At 61.6% G+C, this 19,569-nt stretch carries 15 protein-coding genes and 1 pseudogene; all 16 read right to left on the reverse strand.

The window, feature by feature from the left end; translation table 11 throughout:
• Nucleotides 1–186, reverse strand: a pseudogene (locus QCE64_RS20245) (acetyl-CoA C-acetyltransferase); the annotation flags it as partial.
• Between the two features lie 928 nt (nucleotides 187–1,114).
• The gene (locus tag QCE64_RS20250; RefSeq protein WP_310005864.1) at nucleotides 1,115–3,469 is read right to left on the reverse strand and encodes a cytochrome P450/oxidoreductase; all 2,355 of its coding nucleotides are present in this window, start codon (nucleotides 3,467–3,469) and stop codon (nucleotides 1,115–1,117) included.
• Between the two features lie 45 nt (nucleotides 3,470–3,514).
• Nucleotides 3,515–6,274: an autotransporter outer membrane beta-barrel domain-containing protein gene (locus QCE64_RS20255; protein WP_310005867.1), complete on the reverse strand. Its 2,760-nt coding sequence runs from the start codon at nucleotides 6,272–6,274 to the stop codon at nucleotides 3,515–3,517.
• A gap of 165 nt (nucleotides 6,275–6,439) precedes the next feature.
• The gene (locus QCE64_RS20260) at nucleotides 6,440–7,603 is read right to left on the reverse strand and encodes a dienelactone hydrolase family protein (RefSeq protein WP_310005869.1); all 1,164 of its coding nucleotides are present in this window, start codon (nucleotides 7,601–7,603) and stop codon (nucleotides 6,440–6,442) included.
• 30 nt (nucleotides 7,604–7,633) lie between these two features.
• Complete coding sequence (locus QCE64_RS20265; RefSeq protein WP_309922944.1) at nucleotides 7,634–8,977, reverse strand: Nramp family divalent metal transporter; 1,344 nt, start codon at nucleotides 8,975–8,977, stop codon at nucleotides 7,634–7,636.
• 223 nt (nucleotides 8,978–9,200) lie between these two features.
• Nucleotides 9,201–9,809: a GNAT family N-acetyltransferase gene (locus QCE64_RS20270; protein WP_309932859.1), complete on the reverse strand. Its 609-nt coding sequence runs from the start codon at nucleotides 9,807–9,809 to the stop codon at nucleotides 9,201–9,203.
• A gap of 32 nt (nucleotides 9,810–9,841) precedes the next feature.
• On the reverse strand, nucleotides 9,842–10,147 hold the full coding sequence (locus QCE64_RS20275) for a hypothetical protein (protein WP_310005871.1): 306 nt from the start codon (nucleotides 10,145–10,147) through the stop codon (nucleotides 9,842–9,844).
• Nucleotides 10,144–11,175 carry an MFS transporter gene (locus QCE64_RS20280; RefSeq protein WP_310005872.1) on the reverse strand — a complete coding sequence of 344 codons (1,032 nt, stop codon included), beginning with the start codon at nucleotides 11,173–11,175 and terminating at the stop codon, nucleotides 10,144–10,146. Before QCE64_RS20280 ends, QCE64_RS20275 begins: the two co-directional genes overlap by 4 nt.
• A gap of 11 nt (nucleotides 11,176–11,186) precedes the next feature.
• A complete protein-coding gene (locus QCE64_RS20285) occupies nucleotides 11,187–11,864 on the reverse strand; it encodes a TfuA-like protein (RefSeq protein WP_309932863.1) in 678 nt (225 codons plus the stop codon).
• Entirely contained in the window at nucleotides 11,845–12,993 is a 1,149-nt protein-coding gene (locus tag QCE64_RS20290) for a YcaO-like family protein (RefSeq protein ID WP_310005873.1), read from the reverse strand. The genes QCE64_RS20285 and QCE64_RS20290 overlap by 20 nt, the downstream gene beginning before the upstream one ends.
• The gene (locus QCE64_RS20295; RefSeq protein ID WP_310005874.1) at nucleotides 12,990–16,040 is read right to left on the reverse strand and encodes a carbamoyltransferase C-terminal domain-containing protein; all 3,051 of its coding nucleotides are present in this window, start codon (nucleotides 16,038–16,040) and stop codon (nucleotides 12,990–12,992) included. Before QCE64_RS20295 ends, QCE64_RS20290 begins: the two co-directional genes overlap by 4 nt.
• The gene (locus QCE64_RS20300; RefSeq protein ID WP_310005876.1) at nucleotides 16,037–16,882 is read right to left on the reverse strand and encodes a DUF692 family multinuclear iron-containing protein; all 846 of its coding nucleotides are present in this window, start codon (nucleotides 16,880–16,882) and stop codon (nucleotides 16,037–16,039) included. The genes QCE64_RS20295 and QCE64_RS20300 overlap by 4 nt, the downstream gene beginning before the upstream one ends.
• Nucleotides 16,879–17,466 carry a hypothetical protein gene (locus tag QCE64_RS20305; RefSeq protein ID WP_310005879.1) on the reverse strand — a complete coding sequence of 196 codons (588 nt, stop codon included), beginning with the start codon at nucleotides 17,464–17,466 and terminating at the stop codon, nucleotides 16,879–16,881. Before QCE64_RS20305 ends, QCE64_RS20300 begins: the two co-directional genes overlap by 4 nt.
• Nucleotides 17,467–17,468: 2 nt before the next feature.
• A complete protein-coding gene (locus QCE64_RS20310) occupies nucleotides 17,469–17,735 on the reverse strand; it encodes a MoaD/ThiS family protein (RefSeq protein WP_309932873.1) in 267 nt (88 codons plus the stop codon).
• Entirely contained in the window at nucleotides 17,735–18,364 is a 630-nt protein-coding gene (locus QCE64_RS20315; RefSeq protein ID WP_310005881.1) for a DUF6445 family protein, read from the reverse strand. The genes QCE64_RS20310 and QCE64_RS20315 overlap by 1 nt, the downstream gene beginning before the upstream one ends.
• Entirely contained in the window at nucleotides 18,361–19,521 is a 1,161-nt protein-coding gene (locus tag QCE64_RS20320; RefSeq protein WP_310005883.1) for a ThiF family adenylyltransferase, read from the reverse strand. The genes QCE64_RS20315 and QCE64_RS20320 overlap by 4 nt, the downstream gene beginning before the upstream one ends.
• Nucleotides 19,522–19,569 lie beyond the last annotated feature (48 nt).

Here is a 19,569-nt window from a genome sequence, read left to right on the forward strand (position 1 = left end):
TCCCGAGCCCGCGGCCAGCACCTGGCCGAGAATGACTTCGCTCACCTGATCCGGCTTCACGCCTGCGCGTTCGAGCACGGCCTTGATGACCGTTGCGCCCAGTTCCGGCGCCGCGATCTTCGCGAGCGAGCCGCCGAATTTGCCCACCGCCGTACGCGCGGCCGATACGATCACTACGTCAGTCATTTTTTATCCTCGTCAAACAGTAAAAGCGTGGGTGCTTCGCCGGCCCGTGGTGAAACGAGCGGAATAAGCGTCAGGCGGTCGAGCCAGATGAATGAAGCGGGTTCGGCCCGGACGCGTCAGGTTGATAAGCCGTGTTTAGTGCAAAGCAATCAACTGACGTTTCGTCGAATGATTACGTGTTCGACATGCACTGCGCCGATGACACGGCGTGATTCGGCTTATGACTCGATCCCGGCATGGGGACTGTTGCAACCGTTGCCAGTTTCGAAAGACTGACAGGTGGCGAGATGCGTCGATCTCGAAGTGAGCAGCGTGGTCCATTTATATGGGCCTATTGGATAATCTCTCAGGTTCAGCAACGACCTTCTCTACAACCGACACCGTGAAACAGCACGCATGCGTGTTTCGGCCGCGCGAGACTCGCGCGTGCGGACATCAGGACTTGTGGAAGTTATTTGATCAGGTACGGCTTGTGCGTCGCACCAATTAGGACTGATTTTAAACGCAAAACATGCGTAAAAAATCTCATATTAGTAGGTAATAACCCTGATTTTGGTAAAAAAGGTGCTATTGAAGATGCAAGAAAGCGCAGCTTTGCTCGAACGGACGTTCAATAATCATCCCATATGACGACGAAAATTGCGCGTTCAGCCTGATGAAAGGGACATCAGGAAAATTTCATCCCGCCCGAAAGTGTTGATTCGTTCAATCAACGTGGCAGGCCCACGAATATCCCACCATGCTGTTTGTGATCACAGATGGCAAAAACACTGTCTCAATATATTGAAAGTAACCACCGGGTATAACCAATCAATATTTGAGAAATAATCTTTCTGTTATTCTCCGAAGATGACGCCGTTATGAAGGGACGATGATTTAAATCAACGCCGGTAATCCGCGGCAAAATGCCACCGGCGTCTGGAATCGTTCAAAGCGCCAATACCAGCTTGCCGCATCGGGCGCGCGAACAGCACGCCATCATTCGCTGATTCGACTGCCGCTCGCCTTTGGTCAGCACCACGTCGCGATGGTCGATCTCGCCTTCCAGCACGCGCACTTCGCACGATCCGCACAGGCCTTCCTCACAGTCGCTCTGCACATCGATATTCGCGCGCCGCAGGGTCGTGAGCAGCGTCTGGTCGGCGGGCACGTCGAGCACCAGCCCGGAATCCTTCAATTCCACCTGGAACGCTCGTTCCTTCGAAGGATCGAGCGTGCCGAGCGTCGACGTGAAGTGCTCGATCCTCAGCGCATCCTCGGGCCATGATCCGCTCGCTTCTCCCAGCGCATCGAGCAGGCGCGCGGGACCGCATGCATAGACCTGAGTGCCTTCGCCGACCACGAGTTTCGCCGGATCGACGCGCGTGCCCTCGTCCGACACATACACGCGCAACCGTCCGCCATGCAGCGCCTGCATCTCGTCGAGGAGCGCCATCGAAGCACGTGAACGACCGCTGTAATGGACCTCGTAGTCGAGCCCGAGCGTGTGCGCGCGCCGCGCCATCGCGCTGATCGGCGTCACGCCGATGCCGCCCGCAATCAACACGAGCCGCCGCGCGGTTTCGTCGAGACGAAAGTGATTGCGCGGGCCGCGAATGCGCCAACGCGCGCCGCGCCTGACGTTCTCATGGACCCATGCTGAGCCGCCGCGTCCCGCGCTTTCGCGCAGCACCGCGATCTCGAAAGTAAGCGCATCGGCGGGGTCGCCGCACAGCGAATACTGGCGCGAAAGGCCGGTGTCGCCGCAAAGCACGTCGATGTGCGAGCCCGCCGTCCAGCGCGGCAAGGCGCGTCCGTCCGCCGATGCCAGCCGCACGCGCACGATGCCGTCGGCGCAGGCATCGGCCGACTGGACGATCACCGTCCGGCTGACCGCATGCGACGACGGCTCGCCGATGCGCACCGCCGCGCGCGGTTCGCGCACGGCGCGATTGATGCGTTCGGGGTTGAGCGCCGGCTCCCATTCCACATGCAGATGCTCCGGCCCGCGAAACGACGTGTTCGGCACATAGGTGAAGCGCTGCTCGCTCAAACGCATGTGCGGCAGGCGGCGCGTGAGTTCGTCGAGGAAGATCTGCATCTCCATGCGCGCGAGATTCTTGCCCATGCATTGATGCGCGCCATAGCCGAACGTCAGTTGATCGCTGGCGTTTTCGCGGCGGATATCGAAGAGATCGGCATCGGCGAACTGGTATTGATCGTGATTCGCCGAAGACGTCACGATCAACAGCTTCGATCCCGCCGCAATCGCGACGCCGCCGATCGTCACGTCCTTCGTCGCGAGACGCCGCCATGCCGCGACCGAACCGTTGTGGCGCAAGCACTCTTCGACGGCATTCGGGATCAGCGTGGGATCCTCGCAGATGTCGCGCCAGGCATCCGGATGTTGCAGCAGCAGCTTGAGCGCGTTCGCGGCGGCATTGGCCGTGGTCTCGTGCGCGGCGACAATGCCGGCCATCATCATCGAGTGGAGATACGAGTCGGTGACGACGTCCGGCAGTTCCTTCTGCTTGCGAATGCCGTACTGCATCCAGCCGGGACCGGACGGATCCTCGCGCATCTTGTCCAGCACCTTGCCGGCGAACTGCCAGAACTTGCCGACCGCGTGCGCCACCTCGACCTGCTCTTCGGGCTTCGGCCGTCCCCATGTGTTGACGGTGTGCGCAATCGAATAATGGCGCAGCGTGTCCATGTCTTCCTCGGGCACGCCGAGGAAATGCAGCGCGACCGTGAGCGGCACTTCCCAGAGCATCTGGTCGACGAGATCGGCGCGGCCGTCGTCGATGAAACGGTCCACGTACTCGCGGGCGAGCGCGCGCACCATCGGTTCGTGATGCGCGAGCGCTTCGGGCGTGAACGGATCCATCAGCGCGCGACGGCGCGGCATGTGCGCCGGCTCGTCTTCGTTCACGAGCGTGCGGCTGAGCGCGAAGCCATACGAGGCGAGCACCGCGTTGGCTTCAGGGCCGGTCGGCGTGATCTTTTCCAGCGCAATCGACGGACTGAAGGTCCGGTTGTCGCGGAAGATGGCCTTGATGTCGTCGTAGCGTGTGACGATCCAGTAGCCGAGCCGCGGACTCCAGAACACCGGCTCCTGCTCGCGAGCCCAGCGCACGTATTCCGGCGGGTCCTGGTTGTAGCCGTCGCCGAAGGGATCGAACTCGGCCGCTTGCGGGCTCACCGGACAGCCGTTTGGCGCATGGATGTCATCGTGCGCCTTGTCGTGCGTTTTGTCGTGATAAGGACAGCGGGGCGCGCGATCCGCGCCGGCCACGTCGGTCATGCCTGTCTCCTGGATTTTTTATGTGTGACCGTAGTATGCAACGGCTCACCACTTCCAGCGCATTCCCGCTCCGCCCTCGATGGCACTGCGGTGCCCGCCGCCCACGTTCATCGAATAAGCGAGGTTCGCGAACAGGCTGCCGCGCGCGCTGACCTTGGCCGTGACGCCCGCGCCGAACTGCGCGATGGTCGCCGAGACTTCAGTGGGAATGACCGTCGTGCCGGCGAAGGTCGCGGTGTCGGTCGCGCCGAAATAGCGCCAGAGGTTGGCGCGCAGATAAGGTTCGAACGCAGTGCCGGCGGCATCGAAGCGGCCATAGAAGCGCACGCCGAGACGGCCGGTCAGGCCGCCGGCTTCGCTGAAAGAGACGGTGGAGATGCCGTCGTCGATATCGTTCAGATTGACGTGCTGCCAGATGAGCTGCGCCTGCGGCTCGATGCCCAGTCCGGCGGGCAGCGGAATCGGCAGGCCCGCTTCGAACGAGGCGGTGAACGCGTTGCCGTGCGTCGTCGCGCCGACGCCGCGGTTCGACTGCGGATCGACGGTCAGCGCGCTGCCGAGCACAACGGTATCCGTGTACCAGCCGCCTGGACCGATGTGCGTCCAGTAAAGGCCCGCGCTGTAGGCGTTCATCGACAGGTGCCCGGCATCCGCGTTGGGAAAGCCGAGCGCGAGCCCGCTGATGTCGCCGCTCGCGCGCGCGAAGCCCAGGAAAAAGCCGTAATGGTTGCGATGACCGCCGGTGGTTGTGTCGGCGTAGAGGTCATGGCCGATCTGCACGCCGCCGATGCCGCCGCTGAACTCGGGATCGCCGGCGCCGCTGTTGTGAAGCGTCGCATGGCCGCCCCATGCGCGCGCCCACGCCGCGGGCAGCGCGCCGTTCTCCGTCAGCAAGGCCTGATCGCCCTGGCGCTCGTGGAACGTGCCCACCTGCTGGATGGCGAGTTCGCGCGCGAGCGGCGGAACCTCCGCATAGACCGGCACTTCCATCCGATACAGCGGTGTCGGCGCCGCGCCGGGCGGCGGCGCCGGTGGAAGCGCAGGCGTACCGGGCGCCGCTTGAGGCGCGGGAATGGGTGTGGCGGGTGGCGTTGGAGTGCCGGGGTTTTCCGGTGTCGTGGGCGTTGTCGGTGTGCCCGGCGTCTGTGGCGTCACCGGCGCAGCAGGAATCGACGGCACGGCCGCGACACTCGATCGCAGATACCAGTTCTCCGACGTTCCCGCGCTCGCTCCACCCTTGAACAGATAGTAAGTGAACGCTCCCGCCTCCAGCGGACGCGCCAGCGAGAACGCACCGGCCGACGTCGTTCCCCCGCCGGTCGCCTGCACGACGAGAATGCCGTCGTTGACCGTCGAGCCGCCCTTCCCGCCGACATTCGTCACGCCGATCGACGTCGTGCCGCTTCCCGCACCCTGCGCGATCACGAGTCGGTCGCTGGGCGCGCCGTCCGCGCCGAGCGCGCTCTGCACCAGCAAGCGGCCGTTCGCGCCGATGTAGTTGCCGTTCACCGTGAACGTGTCGCGGGTGCTCGCGCCGCCGTTGGTCAGGTCGATCACGCCCGCGTTGTTCAACGTGACGCGTTGCCCGGCGACCGCCGGTAGCAGCGCCGTGGCGCCGATACCGCCCGCGAACAGCGTGCTCGTCGCGTCGAGATCGAGTGTGCCCGTGCCAGTCACGGCGTCGCCGAGCGTGAGGCCGTTCGCATCGAAGGTCAGTTGCGTGCCGTTGCGCGCGTCGATGCTCTCCCAGCCGGTAAAGCGCGCAAGACCGCTCGCCTGCACGTTGTCGAATGTCAGTGCGTCGGTTCCGGGACCGCCGTCGAAACGCGTGAGCGCGCCGAGCGTCGTGTCGTTCAGATTGCGGATGATCGCGGCATCCGCGCCGGCGCCGAGCGACACTGGTCCCGAAATCGTTCCGCCGCTCCATGTGAGCGTATCCGGGCCGAAGGTCGTCGTGACGCCCATCCCGATGCTTCCGCCCGTGATGGTCAGCGCATTCGTGCCGCTGCCGAGATCGACCCGGCCGCCGATCGTGCCGCCCGACAGCGTGAAGGTGTCGTTGTTCTGCGCGGCGGTGACGTTGCCATCGACTTGTCCGCCCGACATGTCGAAGACGTTGTTGCCGACATTCAGGTCCACGGTGCCGATGCGCCCGCCCGTCATCCGCGCGATGTCGCCGTTCACGAAGACGCCGACGATGCGTCCGCCGGTCATCGTGAAATCGTCGCGCGTGTCGCCCTGATCGAGCGAGTCGACCTGGCCCGCCGTCATCGTGAAGGTGTCAAAGCCGTTGCCCTGGCGGATTTGTCCCGACACGACGCCGCCGTTCATGACGAACGTATCGTTGCCGGTGTCGGTGCTCACGGCGACGCCCGCGCCGCCTGCAATCGTGCCGGTATTGACGATCGACACGTTGATCCGCCCGTTCGCGACGATGCCCGCGCCGCTCGTTCCGCGAATCGTCCCGCTGTTGTCGATCGTGGCCGCGCCGCCCGCGATGGAGACGCCGGTCGCGCCCTGGATCGTGCCGGCGTTGTTGAGCGTGCTCGTGTTGCGCACGCTGATGGCGCTGCCTGACGTGACATTGAGCACCGCGCCGGGCGACACGTTGATCGTCACATTGGCGCTGGCGGGCGCCGTGGCGATGGGCTGCGTCGATGGATTCGGCGCGCGCGTGTCGCACGTCGCGGTCTGGCCCGCGAGCGGAGCGGTGTTGTCACAGGCGCCGTAGGCCGACGCGGCCCTCAGCACGCACGACGCACCGAAAGCAAGACAGAGCGCACGCTCGATCGATGTCGAGCGCATTGATGGCGACGCACGAGGCATACGTCCTCCGGTCGTGCGGATCGCGCCATAGTTTCACTTCGAACCATGATGCAGGGTGATTGGTGCGCGGACCGCAACGCTCCACTCAGAGTAGGCCACGTCACGCGCATGTGCAACGCCTGCTGAAGACTTTGGGTCGAACGTTCAGACAGGCTTGCCTTCGCTCGTTGCCCAGTTCGGCATGAGCGCATTGCTCGTCAAGGTTTCGTCGATGAGCTTTTGCGCCGTCTGCCGCCCCGCCACCGGCAATCCTTCCGGATCGAGTACGCCGATCTGCACCAGCACCGACGCCTGATCCCAGTAGATGTGTTCGTTATAGAGCTTGTCGCCGCGAAAGCGGATCACGGCGAGCATCGGGACTTCGAAGTACTTTCCGGTGGGCGCGAGGCCCGGCAGCAGCCAGTCGATCTCGCGATCATGCGTTGCGCAGAACACGAACTCATCGACGACACGATCCGAACCGATCGTGCGCGACACCGGGATTAGCTTCGTGTCGGCAGGATTCGAGTGCACGAAGTGATGCGTGTAGAAGCGCTTGAGCTCGTCGTGTCCGACGCCGCCCGTCATCGTCGGAACATGATTGACGTAGGGTTCGGCGACCATCGTCGTCATGACGGACTCGACGTCGCGCGTGGCGAACTCGAAATGGCAATGCTGCTCCCACAACTGGTTCAGATCGAATACCGGACCGAGCACCTTGCGCAGCATCGAGAGCGTGCGCGAATAGGCCATCAGGGCAGCGGGCTTGTCGTAGGCCGGATTACCGGTATCGACGAAACCCGGCGCGCAGCCGGGATACACATAGCGTTCGATCGACGGCTTGCCCGCCAGCGCGGCCTCGCTCTCGCGCGGGTCGTATGCGGCCCGCTCGGCGAAGTGGAAAACGATGGGACAGCGGATCGTCGGGATTTCGGCCAGGCACGCCGGGAGGTCGTCAGGGTAGTAGCAGGCGGCGCCATCCACGTCGGCTTGCGCGGCAATGCGCGTCGCGAGCCGCCCGCCGCGCCCGAAGCCGATGACCGCGACCTTGCCCGCGTGCTGCGGCAACGCGCGCAGTCTCTCGACGAACGCCGCCACGTTATCCGCCTCCACGCCGCCCGGCAGCGGTTCGTGCGCGGGCAGGCGCGGCGCGAGCACGACGTAGCCTTCCTCGGCGTAGAGATCGGCGGTATGGCGGATGAAGTCGTCCACGCCGGAAGCATCGTGCAGCAGAACGATACCCGGCCCCGATCCCGTCGCGGGATGCGTGAAGTAGGCGGGCAAGGAAGTACCGTCGCGAAGCGTGATGTCAATGAACGTGCCGCTCATGATCTGCGTTTCCCTCTATATGGAATAGGTTTAGCGCAGGATCGTATCGGCGAGCAGCTTCACATTCAGCACGACGATCACGCCCGCGACGAGCCACGCCAGCGCCCCGGTCCAGCGCGAAATGACGAAGACGCCCATTTTGCGGCGGTCGGAGACGAAACGCACGAGCGGAATCACCGCGAACGGCAGTTGCATCGACAGGATCACCTGGCTCAGCACCAGCAATTGGCCGGTGCCCTTCTCTCCATAAATGGCGGTCACCACGATCACCGGCACGATGGCGAGCGCGCGCGTAATCAGGCGTCGCGCCCAGTTCGGGATGCGCAGGCGCAGGAAACCTTCCATCACGATCTGTCCGGCAAGCGTCGCGGTCACGGTCGAATTCAGGCCGGAGGCAAGCAGCGCGACCGCGAAGAGCGTCGATGCAATGCCCAGGCCGAGCAGCGGCGACAGCAAGCGGAACGCGTCGCCGATTTCCGCGACGTCCTCGTGACCGTTCGCGTGAAAGACGGCCGCCGCCACGATCAGGATCGCCGCGTTGATGAACAGGGCGAGCGTCAGGGCGATCGTGCTGTCGAGGGTCGCCCAGCGGATCGCCTCGCGCCGCGCCTTCACGGATTTGCCGTAGGCGCGTGTCTGCACGATCGACGAATGCAGGTAGAGGTTGTGCGGCATCACCGTCGCGCCGAGGATGCCGATCGCCACGTACAGCATCTCCCGATCGGCGACGATGCGCGGCGTCGGCACGAAACCGCGCAGCACTTCACTGAACGGCGGCGCGGCGGCCGCGATCTGCAACGCGAAACACCCTGCGATCACAACCAGCAACGCGATCACGAATGCTTCGAGCAGCCGGAAACCGCGGTTGATCAGCAGGAGCAGCAGGAAGGCGTCGAGCGCGGTGAGCAGCGCGCCCGCGATCAGCGGAATGCCGAACAGCAATTGCAGCGCGATTGCCGTGCCGATCACCTCGGCCAGATCGCAGGCGATGATCGCGGCCTCGCACGCGATCCACAGCGCGATGTTCACGGGCTTCGGATAGTGTTCGCGGCACGCCTGCGCGAGATCGCGTCCGGTCGCGACGCCCAGACGGACGGCGAGCGCCTGCAACAGGATCGCCATCAGGTTCGACAGGAGGATGACGCTGAGCAGCGTGTAGCCGAAGCGCGAGCCGCCGGCGAGATCCGTGGCCCAGTTGCCCGGATCCATATAGCCGACCGAAATCATGTAGCCGGGACCGGCGAAGGCGAGGAAGCGGCGGATCCATCGGCCGCCCGTCGGCACATGCACGGATGCGTACACTTCGGGCAGGCTGGGGCGCGACTCGGCTTCCTGCTCCGACGGCTTCGGTGTATGGCGGACGGGATCAAGCATCGGCTCGCTTCCTCCCAAGAGGGCGGTAGGGATCTGCTCGAAATATGCGCCGAGGCTCCGGGGCTTGCAAGCGAGGTAACTCGGCGCGCCGGTTCATCGCTCGATCCGGGCACTTCACTTATCCGATCGAGGTATTTTTTCTGCCAGATTCGAATCCGCTCGACGATTTCTATGTAAGCCTCTGAAAATAAGGATTAATTTCTTCCGCGAAGGCGCTCGCTCGTCACAGCGGCACTTCGGCGCTCATATTGACGACGCGATCATGTGAAACTGCATCGTTGATTTTCGATGTCAGCACGTGGTCGGCCCACTCGCCGTTGATCTTGAGATAGGCTCGCGCGCTCCCCTCGATCTCAAATCCGAGGCGCCGCAGCACATGTGCACTGCGCTGGTTTTCCGGTCGGTAGTTGGCCATGACGCGATGAAGGCCGTATTCGTCGAAGACGAAGCGGATGGCAGCCGACAGCGCCTCATGCATCAGCCCGTGCCCCTGCGCGGCAGCGGACAGCGAAAACCCCATGTGACACGCCTGGAATGGCCCGCGCACGATATTGGTGAAATTGCATTCGCCCACGAGCGCACCAGACTCCGCACGCCGCATCAGGAAGTGAATCGCCTTGCCGTCCCTCATCTGCTTGCCCATTTCATCGAGTCGCGCTTCAAGGGCGGCGGCCGTATAAAAGTCATCGGGGCGTAACGGCTCCCACGGCCCCAGATGTGCCCGATTGTCACCGTAATAGGCAAGCAGTTCGGCGGCATCACTTCTGTTTGCACGAGACAGGACGAGACGTTCGGTCCGGAGATCGGATTCTGGAAAAGGATGAATCGGCATGATGACTCCAAAGTTCGGTGGACCTTCCCCGTCTACATATCGTCGACAAGTGCAGCAACGGTCCGGTTGGCGGAAATGAGGTCGAAACCGAGCGCCAGCACCATGCCGAGACCGATCATCGACAGCAGTTGCACGAGAATGTGTTCGGGACGGTCTACACCCACACCGCTCACCGATAGCAACGCCGAATAAGAACCGTAGAGGATCAACACAACGACCTGAACCAGACTGAACATCGTGGCGCGTAGATGCTCCGGGACGTCGGAAAGCAACACGGACTGAAGTGTCATGTGTCCGGGCGAAAACACGGCGCTGAACAGCAGCGCGAACCCGATCACAGCGCCCGCGGGTATCCGAGCCGGATCACGCCGAGCACAATCAGCGCGAGCAGGATCTGGGCGAGCAGCGAACAATAAATGAGGCGCGTTGACTCGAGTCGCTTCGACACAAAAGGCACGATCCATCCCTTCGGATAGTGGGCGAGGTCGAACGCCGCAAGTACCAGGAATCCCATCGCGAGGGTCTCCCAGCCTCCTTCTCGAAGATCGAGTGTGCGCAACTGGGACACCATCAGATACGTGTGCACGTGGATGACAGTCAGGATCGATAGCGTCATGCGCAGCAGCAGGATGACCATGAGCCATTGCCCGGCGCGTCCCCTGCCCTGTACGGCGCGCAAGAACAGCACGAGCTTCCTCGCATAGTCGCGGAAGTGCGATGCCATCGACACCGACGGCGTGGTTCGTTCGCCGGCCGTTCGCATCATGCAGAAAGCAAGCGATAACAATCCGTAGGTCACGACTGGCACAAGCAGCGCCCATTCGCTCCTGCCAGTCAGGTGATAGAGGGCGAATACGCCGGCGAGCACGAGCGTCGGCAGAAAGGCCGAAAAGAAATTGCCGTAAGCTTGCGAAAGCGCAAGGGCCTTCGCGCGAAGTTCGCTGACACAGCCGTCCGTTTCTCCGGAATGCTCCACGTGACGATCGATGTAGTCCTGGATGAATGCCTGCAAGCAGCCTGAGACGAGACATCCCCCGGCGGCGCTCGACACGCTGCTCAATACCAGCATCGGCATCGATACCGGCGTGCCGCTGTAACGACACGACATGAAAAGAAAGAAGCTCGCGAAGGCGCAGATGGCGTAGCCGAAGATCAACGTGCGCCGATGTCCGAGCACATCCGCTACGACGCCGGTTGGCAGTTCGAGCAGTGCGCCAAGATAGAACGCGATGCTGACCCGCGCCGAAACGGCATAGGCGGGCAATCCGGCCAACACGCCGACAATCAGATGCGACATCTGATTCGATATCGACTCGCTACCTTTGGCGATGTTGTAGCAATAGCCCAGCCTCTTGATCCACGTCATGTGCGTCTGTATTACTTTCTGAGGAAGTATCGCGACAGCAGATTGCACGCGTTTGTCGCGTCACGAACTTTGGGGTTGTGGCGTGGATCACGCCAAAGTGAAAGCACTTCCGAGTGCAGCGCGGGTTCTCCGAAACATCGCGCGATGATGTCCGCTGCCAGCGCAGGGCTCCGGTCGTACCACGGCACTTCTCGCAACGCTCTGAGCAGAAAGCGACGCCCGATGTCGTTGATCGGGTACCGCAGAGCGAGTTCGCGGACAAGGTGGTCAGCATGCGCGAGTGACATGCTGATTTCGTTTTGCGTATCAGCCTGATAGAGCACGGCGACATCGGCATCCGACCGGTAGTAGCCCGTGCGATACGCGAAAAAGATGTCGCCAATCCCCACCATCCCAACCTGACTGCAATCGGCTGCACGCAACGCACCCATGCTGGACGCGCCAAAAAGCATCCATCCCGCCTGCAGCAGGTCAATGCATTCGCTGGGCGATACGGCCATGCTCTCGCCGAACACGCCATCGGTCAGGAGCGCGCAACCGCGTCGACCGGGGTTTTCCGCGAGAAGACGATGCAGATCACCTCGACGTGCCGGCGGCCGATAATCGAAGCGATCCGCATGCATGTCGCGCGCGAGACGCAGGGACGGTCCGCCGAACACGACGGGGCATTCACGTCGTTGTAGCAGCATGGTTCAATTTGGTTGGATTGACATGGGTATCGAACATGCCTGGGACGATGATCTTTGCGACCTTGAGCGGAAGCGCCTGATTCGACAGGTCACAGCGATAGACGCGGTTCATGCCGGCATCGCGCAAACGACGTAATACATGCGCGAGCGCGTCGTTGGTGCGTGGGTCAGGTTGCCTCGATGGTTCGGACATCCTTCGTGTTTCGTTCAACTCGGCAAGCAGACGGCGTATCCGGTAGAACGGATTCGTTTGACCGGTCTGCTGTTTCCGATACGAGGCCGACACACGGGCCAGATCCTCTCGCGCGCCCTGAGCGGCGATCACGATGGCCTGGATGGCTTCGAGCAATGCGGCCTCGAGCGCAGCGTGGTCGTCGATATGTGCTGCCACCCCGGCGACCATGAATTTCGGTCCGAGATTCGATGCATCGAGGACCGCGACATAGTAGACCGGCAGCATCGCATCGATTCTGAAGATCAGAGACTCGTATCCGTGGTGCTTCAGGTCGCGTAATCCCGATTCAATCCGCGCATTCCGGATGGCGTCCGGGTCAATCAACACCCCGGTTCGTTCGCGTTGGAAGCGCGCGAAAAAGCGCGATGACGCGTGACGTTCGATCACCTCGAAAAGGCCGAACAGCGTTGCCTCTTCCACGCTCGCTCCACTCGCAAGGCCCGACGTGTGCGGGCGCACAGGCGTCGAATCGAGGTCCGCTCCGTGGTAAGGGAAATGGACGTCCACCGCAGGCAGAAGACACGGCCGGTCGACTTGCAACTCCAGCGCGGGGTAGAGATCTGCGGGCGCGAATCCGTCCGGGTGTCCCCATCCGGCCAGTGGTTCGACGTCGGCTGACGTCCGTCGCCGCCGGGTGAACTCAGGCGGATGAGCCGCGCAATATCGTTCGAACGCCTCGCCGAGCGCGCCGCAGAGCGCCTGCTGCACGTTCCATCCTTTACCGGTGGTTGCCGACACCTGCCCTTTCACAAGGGCAACGCGAACCGCTTGTACGACGCACGCGTTCAATCCGACGAACGGACCGAGATTAGCCAGTCGAGAGATGCCGAGCATCTCGCGCTTCGGCAACAACAGCCTGTTGACCTGTCGAACCGTCAATGCCCGAAGACTCATGACGAAGCACCGCCCACTTCGCCACGAACACGGTTCAACAAGCGCAGGCGCACGAAGCGGCGCAGGGTGTCCAGATGCCTGTCTTCATTCACCGCGCCTGCTTGCGCGATCGCCTCGCCAACGCGGCAGGCCGACGCGATGGCATGCAGAAGACGACTTGTTCCGATGTCGAGCCGTAGCCGCCTGCCCTGGCTGCGTGCATGCAGGGTGCTATGTGCTCCGTCGTCGGCGGCGGACAATTCGAAGCGCGTGCCGGGCGAGAGCACAAGCCGATCCATCATGGATAGCGGCTCTGGCCAGTCCGCCACTTCGACCAGCAGATCGCCGAAAAGCACGCCGGATAACTGTGTGCTCAACAACATCTCCAACGCGTGCCGAGGCTGTTCAATCAGGGGTTGGCCGCGCACGTTGAACGAGGTATTCAGCAGAATCGGGAAGCCGGTGACGTCGGCGAACGCTGTCAGCAATGCGTGGATGTCGGGGTTATCGTCGGAGCAGACGGTCTGCACACGCGCGCTGCCATCGACGTGGGTGATGCCCGCAAGCGACGAACGAAAGGGCTCGTGCACGTTGACGATCTCGAGCATGTGCGGATAGTGGCCCTTGGCATCGAAGTAATCTGACAGCGCTTCGGCCGCCACCATAGGGGCGAATGGCCGGAATTCCTCACGATACTTCACCCACTTGTTGATGAAGTTCCAGACCGCGCGTTTGCGTGGATCCGCCAGGATTGATCGGGCACCGAGCGCGCGTGGCCCGAACTCGCTGCCCTTGTTCAGCGAGAAGTATCCGAACACTGCGCCGTTCGCGATGCGTTCAGCGATGTCCGCCGGCGTCACGCGCTGGACGTCGAGGCGCTCGGCGAAATGGTTGATGGCGATTGCGACGTCCCGCTCCGTGTAGCGATAGCCGAGGAAATCGTCACGGAACAGCCTGTTTGACAGATGGCCGGACAGCCGCTGCACGGCCGCCGCCGCAGCGCCGATAGCCACCCCGGCGTCGTGCTGTGCGGGAAGCAGGTAGAGCGACCGTGGGCGTAGGGCCGCGTGGATGCGCTGGTTTGCCACTGAATTCAATGCGATGCCGCCCGTAAAGACGACGTTGGAATTCCCGCCGACATGCCGTTCGAACCTGTCGAGGAGGGCGGCTTCGAGATCCGACTGCACGCGCGCAGCGAGATCGGCGTACTGCATGACACCCGATCCCGCCGGCGTCGGACAGACCGACGTTTTCCACTGATGGCCGAAGTTCAGTTCGCCGGTGGTGTCACGTCGCAGGAAGGATCCGTATGTCCCGGTACTGCCGTAAGGCGCGAGTCCCATCAGTTTCCCGGACGCTTGCCACGAATTGAACACAAACTGGCTGACCGCTGCATAGGTCTCGCCCAAGGACTCGCTGCCACTGCGGACATTGAACGATCGAGCGTATTCGCGATGCCGGAGGCGATATACGCCGGCTGCGATGTCATAGACCGAAAAGGTGTGCAGTTTCAACGGATCGTCGCCCTTGTCGCGATCCAGATAGTCGCGCAACTGCGTGCCGTCCAGTACCAGGTCGTCGGCTCCGACCGTCACGCCCCCCGAGCCATCGGCAACGACCACCGTTGCCGCATCGACGCCGCTGCCACTGTAGCCGGCGAGTGCATGACACAGGTGATGACTGACAAACAGAGATTGATGCCCAAACGGATCGAACAGCGTGAAATCGCGGCTCGCGAGCGGCTGGCTCAATCCGACATAGCCCGGTGTCAGTGCCTGCACGTTGAAAGCAAACAGATCGACGTCGCCGGCTGCGAATCCGGACATATCGAGGCAATACCGGATCGCCGCCTCGTTATTCAGCGACGATTGCCCGTCGTGCTTGACGCGTGTGATCCGCTCAAGCTGAATTCCTGCGACGAGCTTCCCGTTCAAAGCAAGCACGGCAGATGCGTCATGGCTGGCGGAGACGCCCACCACAACCGTATCGCCTGGGGCCTTGACCGGCACGATGACATCGGAGATCACCTCGGTCTGCGCGCCCATCGAGACGAGCGAGCCTGTCTCGATGAAGCCGTTGATCCGCAGCGTGATATCCCGTTGTGCGCCCACGGGCAGATCGTCGAGTTGCAGCAACAACCGATGATCGTCCGATCGGGCGACCCACTCGTCACCGATACGCGCCTCGATCGTGACAGGAAACCGGTGCTGTTCGCCTAAGGACTCGGCACGCGTTACATGCACGACGATTGCGATACGGCATAGCGCCTCTTCCCCTCTGCGCAGACGCAGCGTCACGGAGCGCTCGCGTCCACGACCGGTGGCGATTGGTATCGAGCTTATCGACTGACGTACACCCTCTATCCGGTCCAGCAGATACGTTCCGGAATGCGGACTGGACAGGAGCAAGAGGGCTGCATGCAGCATCGACGGGTTGCTGTTGCCCTCGAGTTTCTCGTAGAACAATGCGGCGATGCCAGCAACGAAAGTCACTGCCGGTGAGGTTCCGCGAACACCGACGATCTTTCCATCGGTGTCGAGAGCGGGAAACAATCTGTCGCTGATCAGCAAAGCCGGCTTCAGCAACGATCCGAGACCTGCTCCGACAAGGGAGCCATCGCCGCGCAACAGGCCGACCGTCAGCGCGGCACTGGATGTAGCGGGAAATCTCACTCGGTACGTGTCGTGTCCTGGCGAACACAGCATCAGGCGCTGCGACGCGCGCGCAATGTCCCGTTCGTGGCGAGCCGTCGCGCAGCTGGCAGGCGCCGAATAGGCATGCACTTCGATATGAACGGGACCGAACGCTTCCTCGATACGGGCTCGGACCGTTTCATAGCCGTGCTCAAAGCAATCTTGTGCACTCACGGAGAGCCATTCGCTTTCACTGGCGAAGCCGCCCAACGTTGCGTCGGCGACGAAACCCGTAATCCGGCGGACATGCTCGCCAGCGTCGGCGACTTGCCCGAGACGACGTATTTCGCCGCGCACGGCTTGGTCGAAGACGGCAATGCGACAGCCCGAACCCTTGATCGACAGATGGCGGCACGGAAACGGATGGTCGATCATGAGCCATGTCCCGCAAGAATGCCCGGCGTAAAGCCATGGCGACCGGCAACCCGTCGGAGCCGTTTGATTTCCTGATCGACGAGCTCAGGCGAGATCCCTAGCCCGATCTCATAGGTGATCGCCTGAAGATGACGGCATCCGACGATTGCAGCGTCCAGAATGGCCACGACTTCGTCAAGAATCGGTTCAACGTGCGTATCGCGGTAACGCCAACTGTGCTGCGGATGGACGCTTCCGCCGGCCACATGGATCTCGACCACACTGTCGAGCGGGAAGGCAGCGAGGAGTTCAAGCGGCTCGCGATCGCAATAGATCGCGTAGGAGAAGACGTGACTGACATCGAGCACCATGCCGCAACCGGTTCGCTCGATGAGGCCGCGAAAAAATGCGTCCAGACTCATGTCTCCGGCGACGAAGCTGCATGACGGCAGCTCTGCGAGGAATGGGACGGTGCTTTGTCGCTGTATTGTCAATACGCCGTCTATGGTCTGCTCGAGCACGTCCTGGCACAGCACAGGTGACGCAAAGTAAGGAATATCGTACGGTCCGATATTCCAGATGCCGATGTCCTCAAGACACCATTTCGCGCCCAGTTGCGTGGTGATCGCGGTTTGCCGGCGCAGCACGTCCATATTGATTCCGCCGATTCCGGCCGGCGCGACGCCGGTAAAATGATGCAGGACCGGTAGCGACGTCATGGACTTGAAGGACCGCACATCGTCGTCAGTCACAAGACCGACGATAGACACGTGGGACAGGTGGTCGGACAAGGAATCGAATAGCTCGACCAACGGCGTTCCGTAGCTGTAGCGGTGCTGGAAATCGAGACCCAAACCGATCATTCGCATATCGATACGCTATGAAATTTCACCTGGATCCGATGCGGGCTTCTTCGGATCACGCAATCGACCTCGCGCAACTCGGGTTCGTAACCGGATGAGTCGGCAAACATCTTCCGGAACGACAGCGCAAACGGCGAACGGAAACGCTCAACGACCTCGTCTTCTTCGCGCCATTTCACGTGTGCCGACCATGGCGTGTTTGCGCCAACGGATGCAGACAACCCGGAGTGCACGCCTTCAATCCTGGCAAGAACCTTGATAGCTGCGGGTGCCGGCGTGCGTTCAATCAGAAAGAGGCTGAAGTCTTCAATCAGCGTCCGCCCGCGATGCATCCAGAAACATTCGGATTCCGTATAGCGTTCGACGTACGGAAGCAGTCGTGTCTTATCGAGTACGCGTGGTAGCAAGCGCATGTCGTCATGCAGCACGGTTCTCAGGTTTCTAGTGCGAGCCGCCCGTTCGATGGCTGCGCGTTCTTCCGAGTGATGCCTGGCGACAAAGACCTCCTCCTCCAACCCGGTTGGCTCCGGCAAGCCGCTGTATATCGCGCGCAAATAGAGTTGTTGAATCGTCCTTGCGTCCACAATCAACCTCCGGCAATCGCGGTCGCGAATACGACGGTATCGCCGTCGGATAACGCGTGGTGAACGTCGAATCGCTGCTCGTCGTTCACGAACAGGGCAACGTAGGGCTTCGGCCGAATCCAGGAATCTGTTTCGCGGAAAATTGCGGCGAATGCATGAGGGTCGAGCTCCTGGATCTGCCGGAACAATTGCTGACAGTCGCGCGCTTCCAGCGTGAGCGTTCCGCTATTCGACAGGGTGCGCGGCAATGCCACTGTGATCTGAGCCATTACAGGTAGATCTCGAAATGTTGAGTCAGACGTCCGCTGGCCGGATTGCCACCGAAGATTCCGGTCGAGGCATGAAAACAATGGGCCATCAGCACGATCAGCCGGTTGAATCGCATAGGCAATTCGCCGATCTGCAGCCAGTTCGACCAGTCGGCACAATACCGCCGTACGAGATCGGGAAACCCTGGATCATTGACGGCGATGTTGAAGTGCTTGCTCAACGCGTTAGCCCACTGGCGGTTCATCGCGGTCTGTCCACTCAGACGGCATTTGTAAAAACCAATGCCGCCGGAACAATGTTGATCTTGTGACAGGTAGACGATTGCCGAGTAACGTTGCGCATCCTGATGAACGGCGTCGGGGCGTGACGTTGCATGCTGCTCGAGCGCAAGACGAAACTTTCCCTGTTTGAAATCCTTTCCGGCGATCGAAGTCTCCTGAGTTCCCATCCCCAATTCGCCGATGATGTCTTGCCGAACCGGCTCCCAATCCATCGCGTCGGACCATGCTTCGCCGCCCGGATACATCGCGCCGTTTTTCGGGCGAAAGTCGAGACGCAATGCGAGCGCGCGAATGGCGTTCGGATCTTCATAGAAGTTGTCGACGATCAGAGTCGATCGGGCTCTCATCTTGACTCCCGTCCGAATTGCGGAGAGGTTGACATCGGGAAACATGTTTCGCGATGCATGGCGCACATGCAGCCGTCGCGTTTGCGCAGCTTGCGCCGGCTGAATCCGTCATCGAGACCGTGATAGACGGTGGCCGAAGCGTTGTCGATCTCGAGCCCCAAAATGAGCTTGATCACCACCGTCGCTTGCAGCACGCCGATCAAACCGGGTACCACGCCGAGCACGCCTGCTTCGGAACAGGATGGCGCCACCTCCGGGGGAGGAGGCTCGGGAAACAGGCATCGATAGCACGGGCCGTTTCGGTAATTCAGCAACGCGACCTGGCCTTCGAATTGAAAAACTGATCCGTGGACGACGGGTAGACCCAACTCCAGCGCGGTGTCGTTGATCAAGTAGCGCGCGGAGAAGTTGTCGGTACAGTCGACCACGACATCGAAATCAGACAGGATGCGGTGCGCGCTCGACTCATCAAGCTTGACGCGGAATTCGCTCACCTTTACCTGTGGATTCATTTCAAGGAGCGTATTCCGGGAAGCGCTTGCCTTGAACTCGCCTACGTCAGCGGTGCGATAGATAATTTGCCGATGCAGATTGCCAAGGTCGACCGAGTCATGATCGACGACGCCGATGTGCCCCACGCCAGCGGCTGCGAGATACATCAGGGACGGCGCTCCCAAACCGCCTGCGCCGATCACGACGACTCTCGCTTCCCTCAGCTTCGCCTGCCCTTGCGGGCCGACTTGTGGAAGGATGATCTGTCGGCCATAGCGCTTGCGCTCCTCAGAGCTGAGCAGTGATCGTTTCTCGACCGGATAGCCGGCGGCTTTCCACGCCGCCAACCCGCCGGTTATGGACATGACATTGACGTAGCCCAATGCGCTGAGCGAAGCGCCGGCGACTAAAGACCGCGTACCGCTTGCGCAATACAGCACGATGGGCATGTCGAACTGCGGAATTCTCTCGGTGATTGCTGATTCGAGGAAACTGCGCCCTGGAGTATGCGCGTCCCGAATCTGACCTTGTTCGATTTCACTTTCTTCGCGGACATCAAAAAAGGGCGTTAGCTTGTCGAGCAGAAATTTTGCTTCCTCGACTTGAACCTCTTTTACGAGCGCACGCGCCTGCTTTAAATATTCATCGAATATTTTTGAAGACATTGCACTTCCTGATGACCGTTTCGACCAATCTTGTAGATCAGAGACCTT

Source organism: Caballeronia sp. LZ043, from assembly GCF_031451075.1.
Lineage (GTDB): Bacteria > Pseudomonadota > Gammaproteobacteria > Burkholderiales > Burkholderiaceae > Caballeronia.

Bases quoted from the DNA above. Each gene is read 5' to 3' on its own strand.
- QCE64_RS20250 (WP_310005864.1), bottom strand. From the start codon at position 3,469: ATGACCGACGTGGCCGGCGCGGATCGCGCGCCCCGCTGTCCTTATCAC.
- QCE64_RS20255 (WP_310005867.1), bottom strand. From the start codon at position 6,274: ATGCGCTCGACATCGATCGAGCGTGCGCTCTGTCTTGCTTTCGGTGCG.
- QCE64_RS20260 (WP_310005869.1), bottom strand. From the start codon at position 7,603: ATGAGCGGCACGTTCATTGACATCACGCTTCGCGACGGTACTTCCTTG.
- QCE64_RS20265 (WP_309922944.1), bottom strand. From the start codon at position 8,977: ATGCTTGATCCCGTCCGCCATACACCGAAGCCGTCGGAGCAGGAAGCC.
- QCE64_RS20270 (WP_309932859.1), bottom strand. From the start codon at position 9,809: ATGCCGATTCATCCTTTTCCAGAATCCGATCTCCGGACCGAACGTCTC.
- QCE64_RS20280 (WP_310005872.1), bottom strand. From the start codon at position 11,175: ATGACGTGGATCAAGAGGCTGGGCTATTGCTACAACATCGCCAAAGGT.
- QCE64_RS20285 (WP_309932863.1), bottom strand. From the start codon at position 11,864: ATGCTGCTACAACGACGTGAATGCCCCGTCGTGTTCGGCGGACCGTCC.
- QCE64_RS20290 (WP_310005873.1), bottom strand. From the start codon at position 12,993: ATGAGTCTTCGGGCATTGACGGTTCGACAGGTCAACAGGCTGTTGTTG.
- QCE64_RS20295 (WP_310005874.1), bottom strand. From the start codon at position 16,040: ATGATCGACCATCCGTTTCCGTGCCGCCATCTGTCGATCAAGGGTTCG.
- QCE64_RS20300 (WP_310005876.1), bottom strand. From the start codon at position 16,882: ATGATCGGTTTGGGTCTCGATTTCCAGCACCGCTACAGCTACGGAACG.
- QCE64_RS20310 (WP_309932873.1), bottom strand. From the start codon at position 17,735: ATGGCTCAGATCACAGTGGCATTGCCGCGCACCCTGTCGAATAGCGGA.
- QCE64_RS20315 (WP_310005881.1), bottom strand. From the start codon at position 18,364: ATGAGAGCCCGATCGACTCTGATCGTCGACAACTTCTATGAAGATCCG.
- QCE64_RS20320 (WP_310005883.1), bottom strand. From the start codon at position 19,521: ATGTCTTCAAAAATATTCGATGAATATTTAAAGCAGGCGCGTGCGCTC.